Source organism: Asticcacaulis biprosthecium C19 (assembly GCF_000204015.1).
GTDB classification, from domain to species: domain Bacteria; phylum Pseudomonadota; class Alphaproteobacteria; order Caulobacterales; family Caulobacteraceae; genus Asticcacaulis; species Asticcacaulis biprosthecius.
In genome coordinates, this window is sequence record NZ_GL883080.1 from 534,837 (window position 1) to 552,853 (window position 18,017).

General features: G+C 60.7%; 14 protein-coding genes. 4 read left to right on the forward strand and 10 right to left on the reverse strand.

All coding sequences use genetic code 11. The features are described 5' to 3' along the window. Positions 1–751: serine hydrolase domain-containing protein (locus ABI_RS20945; RefSeq protein ID WP_040309805.1), on the forward strand; the 751-nt coding region annotated here is incomplete at its 5' end. Here the strand turns inward: ABI_RS20945 and ABI_RS20950 are convergent. Next, entirely contained in the window at positions 752–1,183 is a 432-nt protein-coding gene (locus ABI_RS20950; RefSeq protein WP_006275076.1) for a PaaI family thioesterase, read from the reverse strand. Continuing rightward, entirely contained in the window at positions 1,180–1,623 is a 444-nt protein-coding gene (locus ABI_RS20955) for a PaaI family thioesterase (RefSeq protein ID WP_006275077.1), read from the reverse strand. The genes ABI_RS20950 and ABI_RS20955 overlap by 4 nt, the downstream gene beginning before the upstream one ends. A 178-nt stretch (positions 1,624–1,801) precedes the next feature. On the opposite strand from ABI_RS20955, the gene queC reads away from it, so the two are divergent. Beyond that, a complete protein-coding gene (queC, locus tag ABI_RS20960) occupies positions 1,802–2,542 on the forward strand; it encodes a 7-cyano-7-deazaguanine synthase QueC (protein WP_050808375.1) in 741 nt (246 codons plus the stop codon). Positions 2,543–2,574: 32 nt separating this feature from the next. Then, the gene (queE, locus tag ABI_RS20965) at positions 2,575–3,207 is read left to right on the forward strand and encodes a 7-carboxy-7-deazaguanine synthase (protein WP_006275078.1); all 633 of its coding nucleotides are present in this window, start codon (positions 2,575–2,577) and stop codon (positions 3,205–3,207) included. A gap of 2 nt (positions 3,208–3,209) precedes the next feature. On the opposite strand, the gene ABI_RS20970 is transcribed toward queE, so the two are convergent. The 8 genes from ABI_RS20970 to aroC form a co-directional block, all read right to left on the reverse strand. Beyond that, positions 3,210–3,671, reverse strand: a complete 462-nt coding sequence (locus ABI_RS20970; protein WP_006275079.1) for a COG3650 family protein — start codon at positions 3,669–3,671, stop codon at positions 3,210–3,212. 124 nt (positions 3,672–3,795) lie between these two features. Then, positions 3,796–4,503 (reverse strand): pirin family protein, encoded by a 708-nt coding sequence (locus ABI_RS20975; RefSeq protein ID WP_006275080.1) that lies wholly within the window; start codon positions 4,501–4,503, stop codon positions 3,796–3,798. A gap of 78 nt (positions 4,504–4,581) precedes the next feature. After that, positions 4,582–5,256 (reverse strand): hypothetical protein, encoded by a 675-nt coding sequence (locus ABI_RS20980; protein ID WP_006275081.1) that lies wholly within the window; start codon positions 5,254–5,256, stop codon positions 4,582–4,584. Between the two features lie 56 nt (positions 5,257–5,312). After that, positions 5,313–7,229 carry a calcium-binding protein gene (locus ABI_RS20985; protein ID WP_006275082.1) on the reverse strand — a complete coding sequence of 639 codons (1,917 nt, stop codon included), beginning with the start codon at positions 7,227–7,229 and terminating at the stop codon, positions 5,313–5,315. 26 nt (positions 7,230–7,255) lie between these two features. After that, a complete protein-coding gene (locus tag ABI_RS20990) occupies positions 7,256–11,602 on the reverse strand; it encodes a beta strand repeat-containing protein (RefSeq protein WP_040309806.1) in 4,347 nt (1,448 codons plus the stop codon). A 12-nt stretch (positions 11,603–11,614) separates the two neighbouring features. After that, complete coding sequence (locus ABI_RS26720) at positions 11,615–11,938, reverse strand: calcium-binding protein (protein WP_374188362.1); 324 nt, start codon at positions 11,936–11,938, stop codon at positions 11,615–11,617. Continuing rightward, entirely contained in the window at positions 11,854–16,053 is a 4,200-nt protein-coding gene (locus tag ABI_RS21000; protein ID WP_006275083.1) for a beta strand repeat-containing protein, read from the reverse strand. Before ABI_RS21000 ends, ABI_RS26720 begins: the two co-directional genes overlap by 85 nt. Positions 16,054–16,115: 62 nt before the next feature. Next, positions 16,116–17,219: a chorismate synthase gene (gene aroC, locus ABI_RS21005; protein WP_006275084.1), complete on the reverse strand. Its 1,104-nt coding sequence runs from the start codon at positions 17,217–17,219 to the stop codon at positions 16,116–16,118. Between the two features lie 121 nt (positions 17,220–17,340). Between aroC and ABI_RS21010 the strand changes: the two genes are divergently transcribed. Next, positions 17,341–18,017: dicarboxylate/amino acid:cation symporter (locus ABI_RS21010; protein ID WP_245531413.1), on the forward strand; the 677-nt coding region annotated here is incomplete at its 3' end.

Here is an 18,017-nt window from a genome sequence, read left to right on the forward strand (position 1 = left end):
CTGGCGGAAAATCACCCCGCGCATCATCCTGACTCATTCCACGGGCTTCGCCAATTTCGGCTTCCTCGAGCCCGACGGCCGCCTGAAAATCCATTTCGAACCCGGCGCACGCTATGCCTATTCTGGCGACGGCATCATTCTTCTGCAGTTCGCCATCGAAAAAGGTCTGAACCTTGACGTCGGCCAACTGACCCAGGCCCAATTCGACCGACTGGGCATGACGCGCACCTCACTCATCTGGCGCCCGGACTTTGCCGGCAACCTGGCCGATGGCTGGGGCGAGGACGGCCAAACCGAACCCCACGACGAACGCTCCAAGGTTCGCGCCGCCGGCTCCATGGACACCACCATCACCGACATCGCCAGGTTCACTGCCGCCCTGGTGCGCGGCGATGGCCTGTCGCCAGCGTCCCGCGCCGAGCTCACCAAACCACAACTGCACATCACGACTCGCTCACAATTCAACAGCTTCCAGCCGGAACTTCCACCAGAACAGCAACGTAAGGATCTCTACGCCGGCCTCGGGGTGGTGGTGTTCGACGGTCCGCAGGGGCCGGGCTACTACAAGGGCGGCCACAACGATACGACGGGTAACACGATGGTCTGTATCGAACAGGGCCAACGCTGCGTCGTCATCCTCGCCAATGACGTTCGCGCGGAAAAGGCCTTCCCAGGTCTGGTCAAGTTGATCCTGGGCGAGACCGGCGTGCCCTACGACTGGGAGTACGGGTTCACACCCGGCGCGGAGTAACTACCCGATCAGGAAGTGGGCTTGCAGCGTCGCTATCGGATGATGCTTCTGGTCCTGCCAGGCGCTTACCTCGACATTGGCCACGGTCCGGCCAACCCGGTTCAACACCGCCCGGGCATAGGTATGCACCGGCTTGCCCGACCGCAAATACTGAATCGTCACATCGATCGGCTTGGGGATGTGGTCGAACTTCTCCGAAAACGCCAGTTGCGCCATGGCCGTTATCTCCATGAACGCCCCGATGACTCCGCCATGCAGGGCCGGGATCATCGGATTGCCGATCAGCTTGTCCTGAAACGGCAGATGCGCCGTCAATTCATCGCCGGCCAGTTCGACATAGACGCCCAAATACTGCGCAAACGGAATGCCTGCCAGAACCTGCGCCGGATGACAGCTTTCCTTGCGCGCCAGCTTGCTGAGATCTTCGCTCATGCCTTGGCCCTCAATGCCGGATTGCTGATGATAAACGCCGCCTGCGCCGCCGCGACCGGATCGTCCGAACTGACCTCATAGGCAAAGGCACGCACGAACCCGACAGAGCGCGTCAGTTTGTAACACTTGGCCGTCGCCTTCAGTTCATTGTCCGGCATGGCCGGCCGCATATAGTCGATGCGTAGATCCAGGGTCGCGATCGGCTTGAACTCGTTGATCCGGTCCCACACCGCCATGCCGCAGGTGTTGTCCAACAGCGCCGTCACCACGCCCGAGGCGAAGACCCGCGTCTCGGGATCGCCCACGAGATCGTCGCGATAGGGCAGGGCCAGGGTCACCCCATCCGGCCCCGTACCGACGTAGCGCACGCCGATCGCCTTCATGTAGGGCGTATGGCCGACAATATCGGCGAACATGTTGGAAAACGGCGGTTGGCTCATGTACGATTCCCACCAGGATTGATCTCCATTTTCCTCCAAGTTTCCGCGCGCGTCAAAGTCTAAACCGCGCCGTCGACCGTAATTCGGTGACGCGCCGCAGCAAAAATCCCTTGCAAAACCCCCAAAAGGGGCATTCTAAATAGGGTTCCGCTTTGTTCACGTCAGAAAGCCAGAGGTCATGTCCGCGTATCTGGACCAGGTTCCCGCCGCCAATTCCGCCCTTGTCCTGTTCTCGGGCGGCCAGGATTCCAGTGTCTGCCTGGCCTGGGCGCTGGATACCTATGACCGGGTGGAAACCATCGGTTTCGACTACGGCCAGCGCCACGCCATCGAGATGACCATTCGCCAGAACCTGCTAAGCCGGTTCCGCGACGTCTATCCCCTGGCTAGGGCGCGGCTGGGCGAAGACCATGTCTGTGACCTGAAAGGCTTCGGCGCCGTGGCCGAGTCGTCCCTGACTCGCGAATCCGCCATTGTCATGACCGAACGCGGTCTGCCATCGTCCTTCGTACCGGGCCGCAACCTGGTCTTTTTCGTCTATGCCGCCGCCGTGGCCGACCGCCGCGGTATCGACCACCTGGTCGGCGGCATGTGCGAGACCGATTTTTCCGGATATCCCGACTGCCGCGCTGAAACCCTGAAGGCCATGGAGACGGTGCTGAACTTAGGCGTCGAACGCCCCTTCACCATCGACACCCCGCTGATGTACCTCAACAAGGCCCAGACCTGGGCCCTGTCGCAGGATCTGGGCGGCGAGGCTCTGGTCGACCTGATCGTCGAAGAGTCGCACACCTGCTACATGGGCGAACGCGGTGAACGCCACCCCTGGGGCTATGGCTGTGGCGACTGCCCGGCCTGCCAATTGCGCAAGACCGGCTTCGAACACTTCCTGGAAATGAAACAGCACGCTGAGCGGTAGATTTTCATCGGGATCGGCGCTAAATCCCCACCATGTACAGTTTCAAGGAAATCTTCCTCACCCTGCAGGGCGAGGGTGGGCAGGCCGGGCGGGTCAATGTCTTCGCCCGCTTTGCCGGCTGCAACCTGTGGAGCGGCCGTGAGCAGGACCGCGCGACAGCCGCCTGCGACTTTTGCGACACCGACTTCGTCGGCACCGACGGCGAGAATGGCGGCAGGTTCCCTACCCCGGCCGATGTCGTCGCCGCGCTCGATGCCGTCTGGGGTGAGGGCAGGGCGGCCGGGAAAGCGGTGGTTTTCACCGGTGGTGAACCCCTCTTGCAACTGGACTCGGACCTCATCGCAGCGGTGAAAGCAGCCGGCTATTTTATCGCCGTCGAGACCAATGGCACCCTTAAGGCGCCGGCAGGCATCGACTGGGTTTGCGTTTCGCCAAAAGGCCAAAATCGCTTGCACCAGACAAGTGGACAAGAATTGAAGCTTGTTTGGCCTCAGGAAAATGTCGATCCATCCGATTTCCTGGAAATGCAATTCGAACGCTTTTATCTTCAGCCCAAGGACAATCCGCGACAGGCCGCCAACACCCAGGCAGTGATTGACTACTGCCTGCTGCACCCCCAATGGCGGATGAGCGTCCAGACCCACAAGCTGGTTGGTTTGAAATAGGCCTACGGTTTCGTCTTAGCCATATCAGCAGTACCGATGGCACAGCCGTTCAGGGTCTTGCCATCCAGGGTCGCGACGGCCGTCAAAGGATAGACCCGATCGCTCATCCCGTCGGAGCATGTGCCCGCCGTCAGGGTGACATTCAACCCGGCGCTGGTGAGTTCGGCCTTGTTCCCGTCGACGATCTTGGTGCTGCCGATGACGTAGGGCTTGCCGGGCTCTTCGGGCGACGAATAGCTCATGGTCGCGCCTTCAATTTTCACGCTCCAGAACGGCTCTGTCCCGATCAGGTTCACGGGCTGACTGAGGTCGACCCCGCCAACAAACGGCTTGGGTGCTTCGGGCACGGCAGGCCCGCCTGGCGCTGCCGGTGGTTGTGGCGCAGCCGCAGGTTCACCGCCGGAAATTTCCGGTTCGCAGGCACTCAAACCCAGGGTAAGGACAGCAAGGATAGCGACGCGCACTGTCGGCCTCCACAAAAAGCAAACGCGGAGCCAAACACTAGGCTCCGCGTTTGTGTTCGTCCAGACACCAACCACAATTTCCGGTAGGTGGTGACAGTGCGCCACAGTGGGCTTTTTGACGTCCTCAGGCTGCGTCGAGCAGCACCACTTCGGCGTCTTCCAAAGCTGTGATCGTCAGTTCTGCCTCGTCCTTGATGGCGGCGCCATCGCGGGTGTCGAGTTCGACGCCGTTGACGGAAACCCTGCCCTTGGACACCACTAAGTAGAGGTATCTGGGGGCACCGGTGTCGGCCGGCCTGTAGACTTCAGCCTGATCCTTCAACAGCGTGGCGCCCAGCAGTCGGGCCGGGGTGCGGATCGGCAGAGCATCTCCGTCGTTCTCGAACCCCGAGGCCAGGGTAACGAACTTGCCGGCACGGTCGTCCTTGGGGAAGGGCTTGGCGCCCCATTGCGGCGCGTCACCGCGGGCGCTCGGGATCACCCAGATCTGGAAGATTTTGGTGGTTTCGCTTTCCAGATTATACTCGGCGTGGCGGATGCCGGTCCCGGCCGACATGACCTGGACGTCACCGGCCTCGGTGCGGCCCTTGTTGCCGAGGCTGTCCTGATGGGTGATGGCGCCTTCGCGGACATAGGTGATGATTTCCATATTGTCGTGCGGATGCGGCGGGAAACCGGAATTGGGCGCGATTTCGTCGTCGTTCCACACGCGGATCGATCCCCAGCCCATCTTGGCGGAGTCATAATAGCTGGCAAAGGAAAAATGGTGCTTGGCATTCAGCCAGCCATGATGGGCGCCGCCCAGCTTATCGAAAGGTCTCTTGTCGATCATCGTTCCATCTCCCTCTGGCATCACGGATGCCGCTTAGATGTCAGCTATATAAATGTAACTAGTACAATTACAATATGCTTATTTGCAGACCATATCGTCCCCGTCCTTCAGGAAGCGAAAATTCGACAAAACCATCGGCCCAATCTGGTGCGGCCACGATTCATAGAGGGTAATGTTGGATTGCAAAGGGCACGTCGAGGTGTACCGTGAGTCATAATTTCCGGGCTCTATTAGAAACATGGTGGCGTCCAACTTCAGCGTCCTGGTCATGTTATGGTCAAGGGTTAGCATCATCGCCGGTCGCCTGGCGCTCTGGCCGTAGGAGATAATGAGGGTATTCGGCGGAAGATGGGCCAACTTTTCTGCCGACAATTCGCCGTCGATCTTAGGGAGATTTCCATCCAGCGGATTGTCGCCCAGCGTTTCACCCTGGACTGTCAGGGTGGGGAAATGACCGGCAAAAGCCTTGTGAAACGTTGGCTTGCCCGGATTGTCACCCTCGGCAGGAAACACCACGGCAAAGGTTTCACCGGGATAGACCAGGATGTCACCGTCTTCCAAGACGTAAGGGGAACGGGCTACCGGTATAGGCGTGAAATTATTGTCGTCGTCGACAAAGACGGCAGCCTCGTAGCCGCCAGCCCGGCAGGCGCGTTCCGCGCAAACCTGATCGATGGGCTTTTGTTCCAGCGTTTCGGCCTGCGCTGCAGACGCCAAGATCAGCAAAAAGGCAGGCGCAATCCACAACTTCATTCTATCCCCCCAAGAAAATGATGCGCGACAATCCTAACGATTGCCGTCTCGGCCGTCTACCAGACGATGTACGGCGCTACATTGTCAACGGTATCGGTCAGAATCAGCACCGTATTGCCGTCGCCCAGGTGGATCAGGACATCGGCGCCCACTTGGCTGATCATGGCTGGGTTGGCGACACCGCCGGTATAGGCGCTGATATTGATCCTGTCGCCTTCAGCGCCGTTCAAATCGGCGATCCTGTCCGCCCCGCTGTCCTGTAAAAACACGAAAAGATCCGCGCCGCCGGCACCGGTCAAGACATTGTTCCCGGTATTGCCTTCCAGCCGGTTGTCCAGTCCGTTGCCCGTCGCGTTCACAGCATTATCATTCAGCAAGGTCAGGTTTTCGACGTTAGCGAACAGGGGGTGGGAGTTTCCTCCCATAACCCAGTCTATGCCACTGTCTGCATCTTCAACGACTACGTCATTCAACGACTCAACATAGTAGACGTCGTCTCCCGTCCCACCGGTCATAACGTCATGTGCAGCGCCTCCGTCCAGCGTATCGTTGCCGGCGCCGCCATACATGAAATTGTTATAACCATTGCCGGTAATCCAATTGTCTAGATCGTTACCGAAACCTTCCCGTGAGTCCCCTCGCATACGCAGATTCTCGACCTCGAGACCAACCAGGGTAAAGCTTCTCAGCCCTGTATGGATCGTATCGTTACCGCCGCCGACGGCTTCGATAACGACATCGTTCTTGTCCAGGCCCAGATAATACGTATCGTCGCCGTCTCCGCCCTGCAGGGTGTCAGCACCGCCCATGCCGTCCAGCTCGTTATTGCCACTGTTGCCGACCAGCAGATTCCCCAGCGTGTTTCCTGTGGCATCGGTATTTCCCGTTCCTGTCAGGAAAAGCGCCTCCGCGAACTGTCCGGCCAGCGAAAACGTCGCGTTGGAATAGACCCGGTCAAAGCCCTGACCACTGGCCTCATTGACCAAGTCATAGCTGCTGTTGACGTAATAGGTGTCATTGCCCAGCCCACCGGACATGGTGTCCTTACCCGTGCTACCATCCAGGACATTGTTGCCGCTGTTACCGGTCAGGGCATTGGCCAGCGAATTTCCCTTAGCCGTGAGGTGGCCGGCACCGGTCAGGCTAAGGTCCTCCACGGCGCGGCCGAACAGGGAATAGCTGACACTGGACACGATGCTGTCATGGCCCTCGTAGTGGTTTTCCACCACCACATCGCCCTTGCTGTTGATATAATAGGTGTCGTCACCGGCGCCACCGGTCAGGGTGTCATTGCCGGCGTCGCCGTCCAAGGCATTGTTGCCACTATTGCCGGTCAGTACATTGGCGCGCTGGTTGCCCTTGCCGCTGAGGTTCGCCGCGCCGCTCAGGGTCAGGTGCTCCAGCCCGGTTCCCAACAAACTGTAGCTCACGCTGGACACCACCATATCGGCGCCCTCGCCCGAATTCTCAAAGACAAGGTCACCGGCTGAATCGACATAGAAGATGTCGTCGCCATCCCCGCCTGTCATGGTGTCGTCCCCCAAGCCCCCGGTCAGGATGTCGCTGCCGGCGCCGCCATCCAGCAGGTTGTTGCCGGAGTTGCCGGTCAGAAGGTTGTTAAACCCATTGCCTGTGGCGTTGATGTGCGCCGCACCGGTCAGGGTCACGAATTCGATCTGCCGCCCAGCCAGCGAGAAGCTGACCGACGCCCGCACCAGGTCGATCCCCTGGTTGGTGCCTTCCAGGACGGTGTCACCCGCACTGTCGACGACGAAGGTGTCGTCGCCCAGGCCGCCGCCCATTATGTCGTCGCCGTCACCGCCGTCGATCCAGTCGTGGCCGTCGCCGCCAAACAGGGTGTCGAGCCCGTCGCCGCCGCTCAGCACATCATCACCGCCGACGCCGGTGATACCGTCATTACCGGCGCCGCCAGTGTAGGTGTCGTTGTCGGGTGTCCCGTTAAAATAGGCCATGGCTGTTCCCTTTTTTGTGCGCGTTTTTACCAGACGATATAGGGCAGGACATCATTGATCGTGGTGTACTGCACCGAAATGGTATTGCCGTCGCCCAGGTCGATGACGGTATGCGACCCGACCTGGGACACCATACCGACATTGGCGACACCGCCCGTATAGGCGCTGACATCGATCCGGTCGCCATCACTGCCGGTAAAGTTGTCGACTTTATCCTGATCACTATCGAGGTTGAACAGGAAGAGGTCGGCGCCGTCGCCGCCGTCCAGGTCGTCATTACCGACGCCGCCATCCAGCCGATCGTCACCGTCTCCCCCGTACAAGTAGTTGCTGCCGGTATTGCCATAAAAAGACTCGTTGCCTACGCCGCCGGCATAAATACTCGCGTCGTCACTGCCCGTCAGGATCACGGTTTCAAAGCCAAAGACATGTCCATTTTGGTCCTCGCCGACGTCCAGGTCGACGGAGACCGAGGAGAAGAGCGTATCGATCCCACCACCCCCGTTGGCTTCGTCATTGCCATCAATGGTGAGGGTGTCGTTGCCATTGCCGCCGAACAGAATATCGAAGCCGCCCCCGCCTTCGAGCAGGTTGTTCCCGGCATTGCCGCTTACCTGATTATCCCCGCTGTTGCCCGTGCCGGTCAGATTGTCCGTCCCTTGCAGGGATAGCCTCTCCACACCATCACTCAGAACGAAAGATACCAGGGAAAACACCACATCGTTTCCTGAAGCCGTATCGACGACCGTGTCGCCGACGTTCTGGATATAATAGGTGTCGTGGCCGGCGCCGCCATTGAGCACATTGATCCCGGCATTGCCGGTCAGCACATTGGACAGCGCGTTGCCGGTTCCGTCGATATTGCCGCTGCCTGTCAGAGTCAGGTCTTCGATAAAGTTACCCAGCGTATAGGATCCTGCGGTTTGAATCAGATCCCTGCCATCCTGGGAACTGGTCTCCACGGCGACGTCCCCGTTGTTGTCGACGACATAGGTATCGTTACCTTTGGCGCCAACCATGGTATCGGCGCCGGCGCCACCATCCAGCAGGTTGGCATAGCTGTTTCCGGTCAGGTAGTTGTTCAGGGCGTTGCCCGTGGCATTGAGCGCCGCCGACGTGTTCTGCAGGGTGAGGTTCTCAACCGCCGCCCCCTCCAGACTGTAGCTGGTGTCTGCCGAAACCTGGTCAGTACCGCCATTTTCGCTCTCGATGATCTGATCCAGTCCGGACAGGACATAGATGTCATTGCCGTCACCACCGATCAGCGTATCGTTGCCGGCAGACCCATCAAGGTAATTGTTCCCAGAGTTGCCGGTCAGAACATTGGCGCGACTGTTGCCTTTGGCGCTGTAGGCGCTGCCCGTCAGCGTGATGTTCTCAAAATCTTGATAGAAGAAGCTCATCTCGAAACTGACCGAAGTCACAATCGTGTCGATACCTTCGTCGGCGTCTTCGTAAAGCAGGTCTCCCGCGTCATCGACGACATAGGTATCGTTTCCCGTGCCACCGAGCAGGCTGTCGGCGCCAGCGCCGCCATCCAGCAGGTTGTCGCCATCATTGCCGGCAATCCGGTTGGCGGCTTCATTGCCGGTAAGGTTGAAGTTCCCCGTCGCTACGTTCAACTGCAGGCCTTCGATATGGGTTCCGGCCAGGCTGTAGCTGGCATTGACGAGAATCGTATCCAGGCCCTGGTCGGCCAGTTCGATCACGACGTCACTGTCTGAGTCGATATAATAGGTGTCGTCACCGAGGCCTCCGGTCATGGAGTCGTCACCGGCGCCGCCGTTCACCCGGTCGCCACCAGCGCCCCCATTGAGCGTGTCGTTACCTTCATCGCCGTAAAGCGAGTCATTGCCACCCTGGCCCAGCAGTTCGTCATTTCCCGCCCGGCCATCGAACCGGTTATGGGCATTGTTCCCGTCAAGGCGGTTATTGAAACCGTTACCGACCACAGAAATTTGGCCGTTACCCATAATCGTCACAGCCTCTATCTCGCTGTCCGCCGCCAGCGCGAAGTCTGTACGGTCATAGCTTTGCAGCACAACCGAATCGTAGCCGCCGCCGGTGGCTTCGATCACGACATCCAGGCTGTTGACGTAATAGGTATCGTCACCCAGTCCGCCGATCATGGTATCGAGGCCGCCACCGCCATCCAGCCGGTTATTGCCGCTATTGCCGTTTACGGTATTGGCAGCGATGTTGCCCGTCGCATCCAAATTGCCTGAGCCGGTCAAGGTCAGGGTTTCTACCCGGGCCGTATCCGCCAGAACGTAGCTGGCGCTGGCCAGGGCGAGGTCGGTGCCGCCGCCGATGGCTTCGACGATCGTATCCCCCGCCGAGTCGACATAATAGGTGTCGTTGCCCTTACCGCCACTCAGCGTGTCGTTGCCGCCCAGCCCGTTGAGCACATTAGCGGAGTCAGTCCCGGTCAGGGCATTGTCCAGCCCGTTGCCGGTGGCGGTGAGGGCGCTGCCCGTCAAGATCAGGTCTTCGAGATTGGCGCTGAGTGTGTGGGATAATCCGGTGGTCACCCGGTCGCGGCCCTGGTCGGCCTGTTCAAGGACGACGTCGCCGACATTATCCACGACGTAGCTGTCGTCACCGGTCCCGCCGGCCAGGGAATCCGCACCGACATTGCCGTTCAGACTGTCTTGGCCATCGCCGCCCGTCAGGGTATCGTTTCCGTCACCGCCGTCGATAGCATTGTTGCCGCTGTTGCCGGTCAGGGTATTGGCCAGGGAGTTGCCGGTGGCGGCGATATGCGCGGCCCCGGTCAGGATCAGGGCTTCCACCGCGCGTCCGAACAGCGAGTAGGTGACCGTTGAAAAGACAGTGTCATTGCCCTGAAGATGCTGTTCGGCGACATTGTCCTGGATATGGTCGACATAATAGGTGTCGTCGCCCAGCCCGCCGACCAGCTTGTCGGCCCCGCCGCCGCCATCCAGCACATTGTTGCTGTCGGTGCCGGTTAGGGTATTGTTAAGGCCATTGCCCGTCGCGCTGACCGCCGCCCCCGTCAGGGTCAGGGTTTCGACGGCGCGGCCGAAGAGCGAGTAGCTGACGCTGGACAGGATCGTGTCGGTGCCCTGCAGGTGCTGTTCGGCGACATTGTCCTGGATATGATCGACATAATAGGTGTCGTCCCCCAGCCCGCCGGTCATGATATCGCTGCCACCCTTGCCATCCAGCACATTATTGCCGGCCGTACCGGTCAGCGCATTGTTCAGCCCGTTGCCGGTCCCGTTGATGTCGCCGCCGCTGAGGATCAGATTTTCGACATTGCCGGCCAGGGTCCAGCTCAGACTGGCATAGACGATATCCACCCCGTTGCCGGCGCTTTCCTGGACGGTGTCGCCGGCATGGTCCGCGACATAGCTGTCGTTGCCTGCGCCGCCCACCAGCGTATCCGCACCGGCGCCACCGTCCAGACTGTTGGCCGCGGTATTGCCGACCAGGATATCCGTAAAGAATGATCCGTTCGCGTTCTCAATACCGCTGAGCATGTCCGTGCCGCCACTGCCGGTATTCTGAGCGGTTGCCAGCGCCAGATTGACCGTCACGGCGCCGCCTGCGTTGGCGTAGCTGACGGTGTCGGTGCCGTTGCCACCGCTCAGAGTGTCGTTGCCGCCGCCACCCAGCAGCAGGTCGTCGCCGTCTTCACCGTCCAGCCGGTCATGGCCCGAGCCACCACTGATGCTGTCCTGGCCGGCGCCACCTTGCAGCCGGTCGGCTGCACCAGCCCCCAAAAGCGTATCGTTACCCGAGCCGCTGCGGATTTCGGCCAGTTCGACCGAGGAAATTCGCGTTCCGTCGCCCAGGACCGTTCCGCCCGGTGTCGCCATCTGGGCCAGATCTATAACGAGGGCGCCGGCATAGGCGGTCCGGTCCAGGATCAGGCTGTCGATGCCGTCGCCGCCGTCGATGGTGTCGGCGCCACCTCGGCTGATAAGCACGTCGTCTCCGGTTCCCCCCAACAGGGTATCGGCGGTGACATCCCCGCTTTCACCATCGGTAAGGACGTCGGAACCGCCTCCGCCCTCCAGCGAGTCCGAATTGGCGCCACCATTGAGTTGGTCGGTGCCGGTGCCGCCGGCCAGGGTGTCGAACCCGTCGCCGCCGTTCATCAAACTGCCGCCGTCGCTGTCAATGAGGACATCGTCGCCGAAACCGCCGTCCAGGGTATCCAGCCCGGCACCGCCGTACAGACTGTCATTGCCCCATTCGCCGTTCAGGCTGTCATTACCGTCGTCGCCGGTGATCACATCATTGCCGACTCCGCCCAGGAGGGTGTCGTTGCCGCCATTGCCATTCGCCGTATCGTTATCGCTGCCGCCAGCGAAGGTATCGTTACCCGGTGTGCCCGTGTACAACATGCGTGTCTCTCCTCACCAGATGATGCAGGGCAGGATGTCTTCCACCAAAGCCCAGACCGAAATTGTATTGCCGCCACCCAGGTGGATGACGGCGTAGTTTCCCACCTGAGTTACCAGGCTCTCATTGGCCACGCCTTGCGTATAGGCGTTGATATTTATGCGATCGTGGAAATCGACATCCTGAACCTCGTCAAGCACATCCTGACCGCTGTTCAGGTTGAAGACGAAGTAATCGGAGTCACTGTCACCGATCAGGGTATCATTGCCTTCTCCGCCGTCCAGGCGGTCATCACCGCCCTCGCCACGAAGGATGTTGTTTCCGGAATTGCCGTAGATCTGATCGCCGCCTTCTTCGCTGCCCGTGCCGTTGATATCGGCAGTGCCGAGCAGCCGCAGGTACGAAACCTGGTCATCGGTGATCTCGTAACTGATGTACGACCAGATAGCGCCTCCGTTGTCGTTGATCCGGTCGCCGATATTATCGATGATGAAGGTATCGCTGCCGAACCCGCCTGTAGGGTATCGGCGCCGGTTCCACCGTCCAGGATATCGTTGCCGATGCCGCCGGTGATCGAATCATTTCCGCCGCCGCCTTCCAGCAGATTGTTGCCGGCATTCCCCAGAAGCTGGTTGTTCAGACCGTTTCCGGTGGCGTTGATGTTGTCCGTTCCCGACAGGACGATGCGATCGACCTCAGTCCCGCTGGCGTTGAACGTCACCGAAGTTTCGACCGAGTCATAGCCTTCGCCGACCAGTTCGACGACCGTGTCGCCGGTCGTCTGGATGACATAATAGTCGTCCCCCAACCCGCCTGTCAGGACATTGACTCCGGCATTGCCGGTCAGCGTGTTACTGACGGCGTTGCCGGTGCCGTTGACATCCGCTGTGCCCGTAAGGGTGAGGCGTTCCAGATTGGCGCTCAGGACATAGGAAAAGGCCGTCGTGACCTGGTCTTCGCCGCCACGGTCCGCCTCGACAATGACATCAAGGCTATTGTCGACGAAATAGGTATCCTGGCCATTGCCACCGGCCATGGTATCCGCGCCCGCATCGCCATCCAGCACATTGCCATTGGCGTTCCCGTTCAGGACATTGTCCAGTTCGTTCCCGGTCGCGGCGACAGCGCCGCCTGTGAGCAGGGTCAGGGTCTCCACCTGCCGCCCGGCCAGCGAATAGCTCAGGGTCGACCAGATCTCGTCCGTTCCCTGGGCCGCACCTTCGTTCACGACGTCGGACAGGCTGTCGATGACGTAAGTGTCATTGCCCAGCCCTCCGGTCAAGGTGTCGATGCCTGCCAGGCCGTTCAGCAGGTTATTGCCGATATTGCCGGTCAGGCGATTGTCGAGGTCGTTGCCTGTGGCGTTGGCATTGCTGCTGCCGGTCAGGGTAACGTCGTCGATATAGGCGCCGGCCGTGTGACTGGACGAACTCAATACCAGGTCGATACCGCCGTTGTCGAAGTCGTTGGTCGTGTCACCCTTGTCGTCGACGACATAGGTATCATTCCCTAGACCCCCACGCAGGGTATCGGCGCCGGCGCCGCCATCCAACAGGTTGTTGCCGCCATTAGCCGCCAGTTCGTTGTTCAGGTCATTGCCGGTCAGGGTGAAGTCACCTGACGCAGGTTGCAGATGAAGCCGCTCGACCTCGGTTCCGGCCAGGCTGTAGCTGCCATAGGTGCGGATGGTATCATTGCCTTCACCGACCAGTTCGAAGACCACGTCGCCGGCCGAGTCGACATAATAAACGTCGTCTCCCGCGCCCCCTGACATGGAGTCTTTGCCGTCGCCGCCGTCCAGTGTATCCTTGCCAAGTCGGCCTTCCAGCGTGTCATTGCCGCGGACGCCATTGAGCCAGTTATTGGAATTATTGCCGGTAAGGGTGTTGGCCGTACTGTTGCCGGTGGCGTTGTAGTTGCCCGCCGAGACCAGGGCGATCGCTTCAATCTCACCTTCGGCGAGGACATAGTTTCCGTTGCCAAAATAGGTGATCCGCACCGTGTCGTAACCGCCGCCAGCCGCCTCAATGACCACGTCCCCTGTGCTGGTGATGACGTAGGTGTCGTCGCCAAGTCCGCCGGCCATCGTGTCGTTGCCGAGCGCACCATCGATCAGGTTATGGCCCGCATTGCCGGTCAGGACATTGTTCAACTCATTGCCGGTCAGGGCCAGATTGGCCGAGCCGGTCAGGGTCAGGTTTTCGATCCACCTGCCGGCCATCGCAAAGGACACGCTGGATACGACCGTATCAATGCCCTGATTGCCGCCCTCGACAACGACATCACTTGCCGAGTCGACGTGATAGGTATCATTGCCGAAACCACCACTCAGCGTGTCGTTGCCAGCCCCGCCATCCAACACATTGGCATTATCCCAGCCTGCGATGAAATTGTTGAGCGCGTTGCCGGTCGCGCGGAGCGCTGCCGCCGACAGCCACAGCTCTTCAATATTAGCGGCCAGGGTATAGGACGCGCTGCTGGTGACGCGATCCAGCCCCTGACCGGCCAGTTCCTGAATCGAATCGGCGGAGGAATCGACAACGTAGCTGTCATTGCCGGTGCCGCCGGCCAGGGTGTCGTCGCCGGTGCCGCCGTCCAGGTGATCCGTGCCGTTGCCGCCCGTGACGGCGTCATTGCCGGTGCCGCCGGATAGGGTGTCGTTGCCGTCCTGGCCAGACAGGCTGTCGCGTCCGGTCCCGCCGCTCAGGCTGTCATTCCCCGCCCCGCCGGCCAGGGCGTCATTGCCGTCCCAGCCCTGCAGACGGTTGTTGCCACTATTGCCGGTCAGGGCATTGTCCAGGGCATTGCCGGTGGCGTTGATCTTGCTCGACCCCGTCAGCACCACGGCTTCGATAGCGCTGTCCGCCGCCAGGGTGTAGTGGATCGACGCCCGCACCGTGTCGATGCCTTCGCCGGCGCCCTCGACGATCACGTCCCCTGCAGAATTGATGACATAAGTATCATTGCCCAAACCGCCGGTGAGGGTGTCCTTGCCGCCACCGCCCTCCAGCAGGTTGTTGCCCGAATTGCCGGTCAGCACATTGGCCAGGGAATTGCCGGTGGCGCTGCTATGGGCGGCGCCCGTCAGGATCAGGGTCTCGACCGCCCGGCCGAACAGGCTGTAGCTGACGGTGGAATAGATTGTGTCGTTGCCGGCAAAATGCTCTTCGACGACATTGTCGCCGGCCGCCTGGACGAAGTAGGTGTCGTCCCCCAGTCCGCCGGCCATCAGGTCGTGGCCGGTGGCGCCGTCCAGAACGTTGTTGCCGTCATTGCCGATCAGGAAGTTGTTCATGCCATTGCCGGTGGCATTGATATTGCTGGTGCCGGTCAGGGTCAGGAACTCCACGAAGCTCCCTGTCAGGGCATAGCTAATGGCGGCAAAGACATGGTCGACACCTTCGCCGGCCTTCTCGATGACCTCGTCGGCCGCGCTATCGACGACATAGCTGTCGTCCCCGGCACCCCCGGCCAGGGTATCGGCCCCGGCACCACCGTCAAAGCGGTTGGCGGCGCTGGTACCGATGAAAAGGTCGGTAAAGGCCGAACCGATCAGATGCTCGATGCCGGTGACGACATCGATCCCGCCGCCATTGGTGTTCTGGGCGGTGTTAAGGGTCAGATCCACCTGGACGGCGCCACCGGCCGCGGAATAGTCGGCGGTGTCGCTGCCGGCGCCGCCGAACAGGGTGTCGTTACCTGCACCGCCAGTCAGCCAGTCCTCGCCATCGCCGCCGTCCAGCAAATCGTTGCCCGCCCGACCCGAAAGCTGGTCGTTACCAGCGCTTCCGGCAAAGAAGTCGGCCTGGCCGGCGCCGGTCAGGGTATCATGACCGGATCCGCCCGTGATTTCACCCAGCTCGATATTGACCAGGACTGTGCCACTATCCAGGGTCATGCCGGAAGCCGTGGCTGCCTGGGCCATATCGAGCGACACGGCCTGGGATGACGCCGACAGGTTCAGCACCACGGCATCCAGACCGGCACCGCCGTCGACACGGTCGGCCCCGCCGTAGCTCAGCAGAATATCGTCGCCAGCCCCACCCATCAGGGTGTCCTGGTCGGTATTGCCCGCCGCGCCATCGGTGAGAATATCCGAACCGCCGCCGCCCTCTAATTGGTCGCCATGATCCCCGCCGTTCAGGACGTCCGCGTCGCTGCCACCGGTCAAGGTGTCAAAACCGGTTCCACCGTTCTGGGTGCTGCCGCCGCTGCTGTCGCTCAGAACATCGTTGCCGAACTCGCCGTCCAGCACGTCATAGCCGCCGCCACCACTTAAGCTGTCGCTGCCCCAGCCACCCAGCAGGTGATCGTCACCATCGTCGCCGGTGACAAGGTCGTCGCCGAAGCCGCCCTGCAGGCTGTCCTGACCGCTATTGCCATTCAGCGTATCATTGTCGCTGGTGCCGGTATAGGTGTCGTTGCCCGGTGTGCCGGTGTACAACATGACCATCCCTCCATCCCCGTCTTTTTGACATTATGGAACGGTAATCGGCTGCTGGCAACGATTGATGGTTAATTCCCGACTTCGTGAACTCTGCCGCCGGTCTGGCCGCGATGACGCAGATAGGCGTCCAGAAGCACGCAACTGACCATGGCTTCGGCGACGGGAACGGCGCGGATGCCGACGCACGGATCGTGGCGTCCTTTGGTTATTAGCTCGACGTCCTGCCCGGAGGTGTCGATACTCTCGCGCTTGGTGAGGATCGAGGAGGTGGGTTTCAGCGCCATGCGGGCGACGACCGGTTGACCGGTCGAAATGCCGCCCAGAACACCGCCGGCATGGTTCGATTTGAACACCGGCTTGCCGTCCACCATGCGCATTTCATCGGCATTGTCTTCGCCCGACAGCACGGCCGCACCGAAGCCTTCGCCGATTTCGACGCCCTTGACGGCATTAATCGTCATCAGGGCGGCGGCCAGTTCGGAGTCGAGCTTGGCATAGAGCGGCGCGCCCCAGCCCACCGGGACACCGTCGGCCACGACTTCAACAACGGCGCCTATGCTGGAACCCGCCTTGCGGATACCATCGAGATAGGCCTCCCAGGCCGGCACCGAGGCGGCATCGGGCGAAAAGAACGGATTTTCTGCGGTCTGGGCCCAGTCCCAGTTGTCGCGGTCGACCTTGTGGATACCCAGTTGCACCAGGGCACCGCGAACCTCGATGCCACCCACCAGGGTTTGCAGGACCTTCAACGCCACCGCACCGGCAGCGACGCGCGCGGCGGTTTCACGGGCCGAGGAACGGCCGCCGCCGCGGTAATCGCGCACGCCGTACTTGGCAAAGTAGGTGTAGTCGGCATGGCCAGGGCGGAACTGGCGGGCGATGTCGCCATAGTCCTTGGAGCGCTGGTCGGTGTTTTCGATCAATATTGAAATGGGCGTGCCGGTGGTGACGCCTTCGAAGACGCCGGACAGGATCCTGGCCTCGTCGGCCTCGCGGCGTTGCGTGACAAAGCGCGACCCGCCGGGCTTGCGCCGGTCCATGGCCCACTGAATGTCGTCTTCGGTCAGGGGAATGCCGGGAGGGCAGCCGTCGATCACGCAACCCAGCGCCGGACCGTGGCTTTCGCCCCACGTGGTGACTCGAAACAGATGGCCGAAGGTATTGTGCGACATGACTTTTCCGCTGGAATTTTCATTGGCTTTAGCGGCATTCATGTGTGGCCGCAATTTTTTTAGTTCGTCGATTGCGGCGACAGGCCTCATATGTTCCGGACTGGTTACGCGAGAAATCATCATGTTGACGGCGCTTGGCAAAATCCCTTTCTGGCTCAGGACCTTGATCGCCTTTGCCGCCGGCATTGCCGTGGCCTTGATCTGGGGCGAGGCGGCTCTCCCGGTCCTGAATCCGATCGGCGATACCTTTGTTCGCGCCATCAAGATGCTGGTGGCGCCTTTGGTGTTCTTCACGATTGCCGCATCGGTGGCGCGGCTGGGCCAGGGCGAGGATGCGGCCGGCGGGGGTAGGGCGGTGCGCCTGGGCCTTTATACCGTCATGTGGTTCATGATCACATCAATCATTGCCGTGTCGATCGGCCTGGCGATTGGCTGGTATTTCCAGCCCGGTAGCGGGCTTACGGGCTTGCCTCTGGCGGATGTCACGCCCAAGGTCATCCCGCCGGCAGTGGATGTGATAACCGGTATCGTGCCGTCGAACATCTTCAAGAGTTTCGCCGAAGGCCAGGTCCTGAGCATCGTCTTCTTTGCTATTCTGGTTGGTGCGGCAATCGGCGCTTTGGGAAGCAAAACCAAAGAGTTGGGTGTCATTGTTGAGCAAGGCTCTCAGGTCATGTTCCGCCTGACGCGGTGGATCATCCAACTGACCCCAATCGGGGTGTTCGGTTTGATCGGGTCGGTGGTGGCCTCCTATGGCCTGGACGCCCTGAAGCCTTTGGTGCCCTATATCGGCCTGGT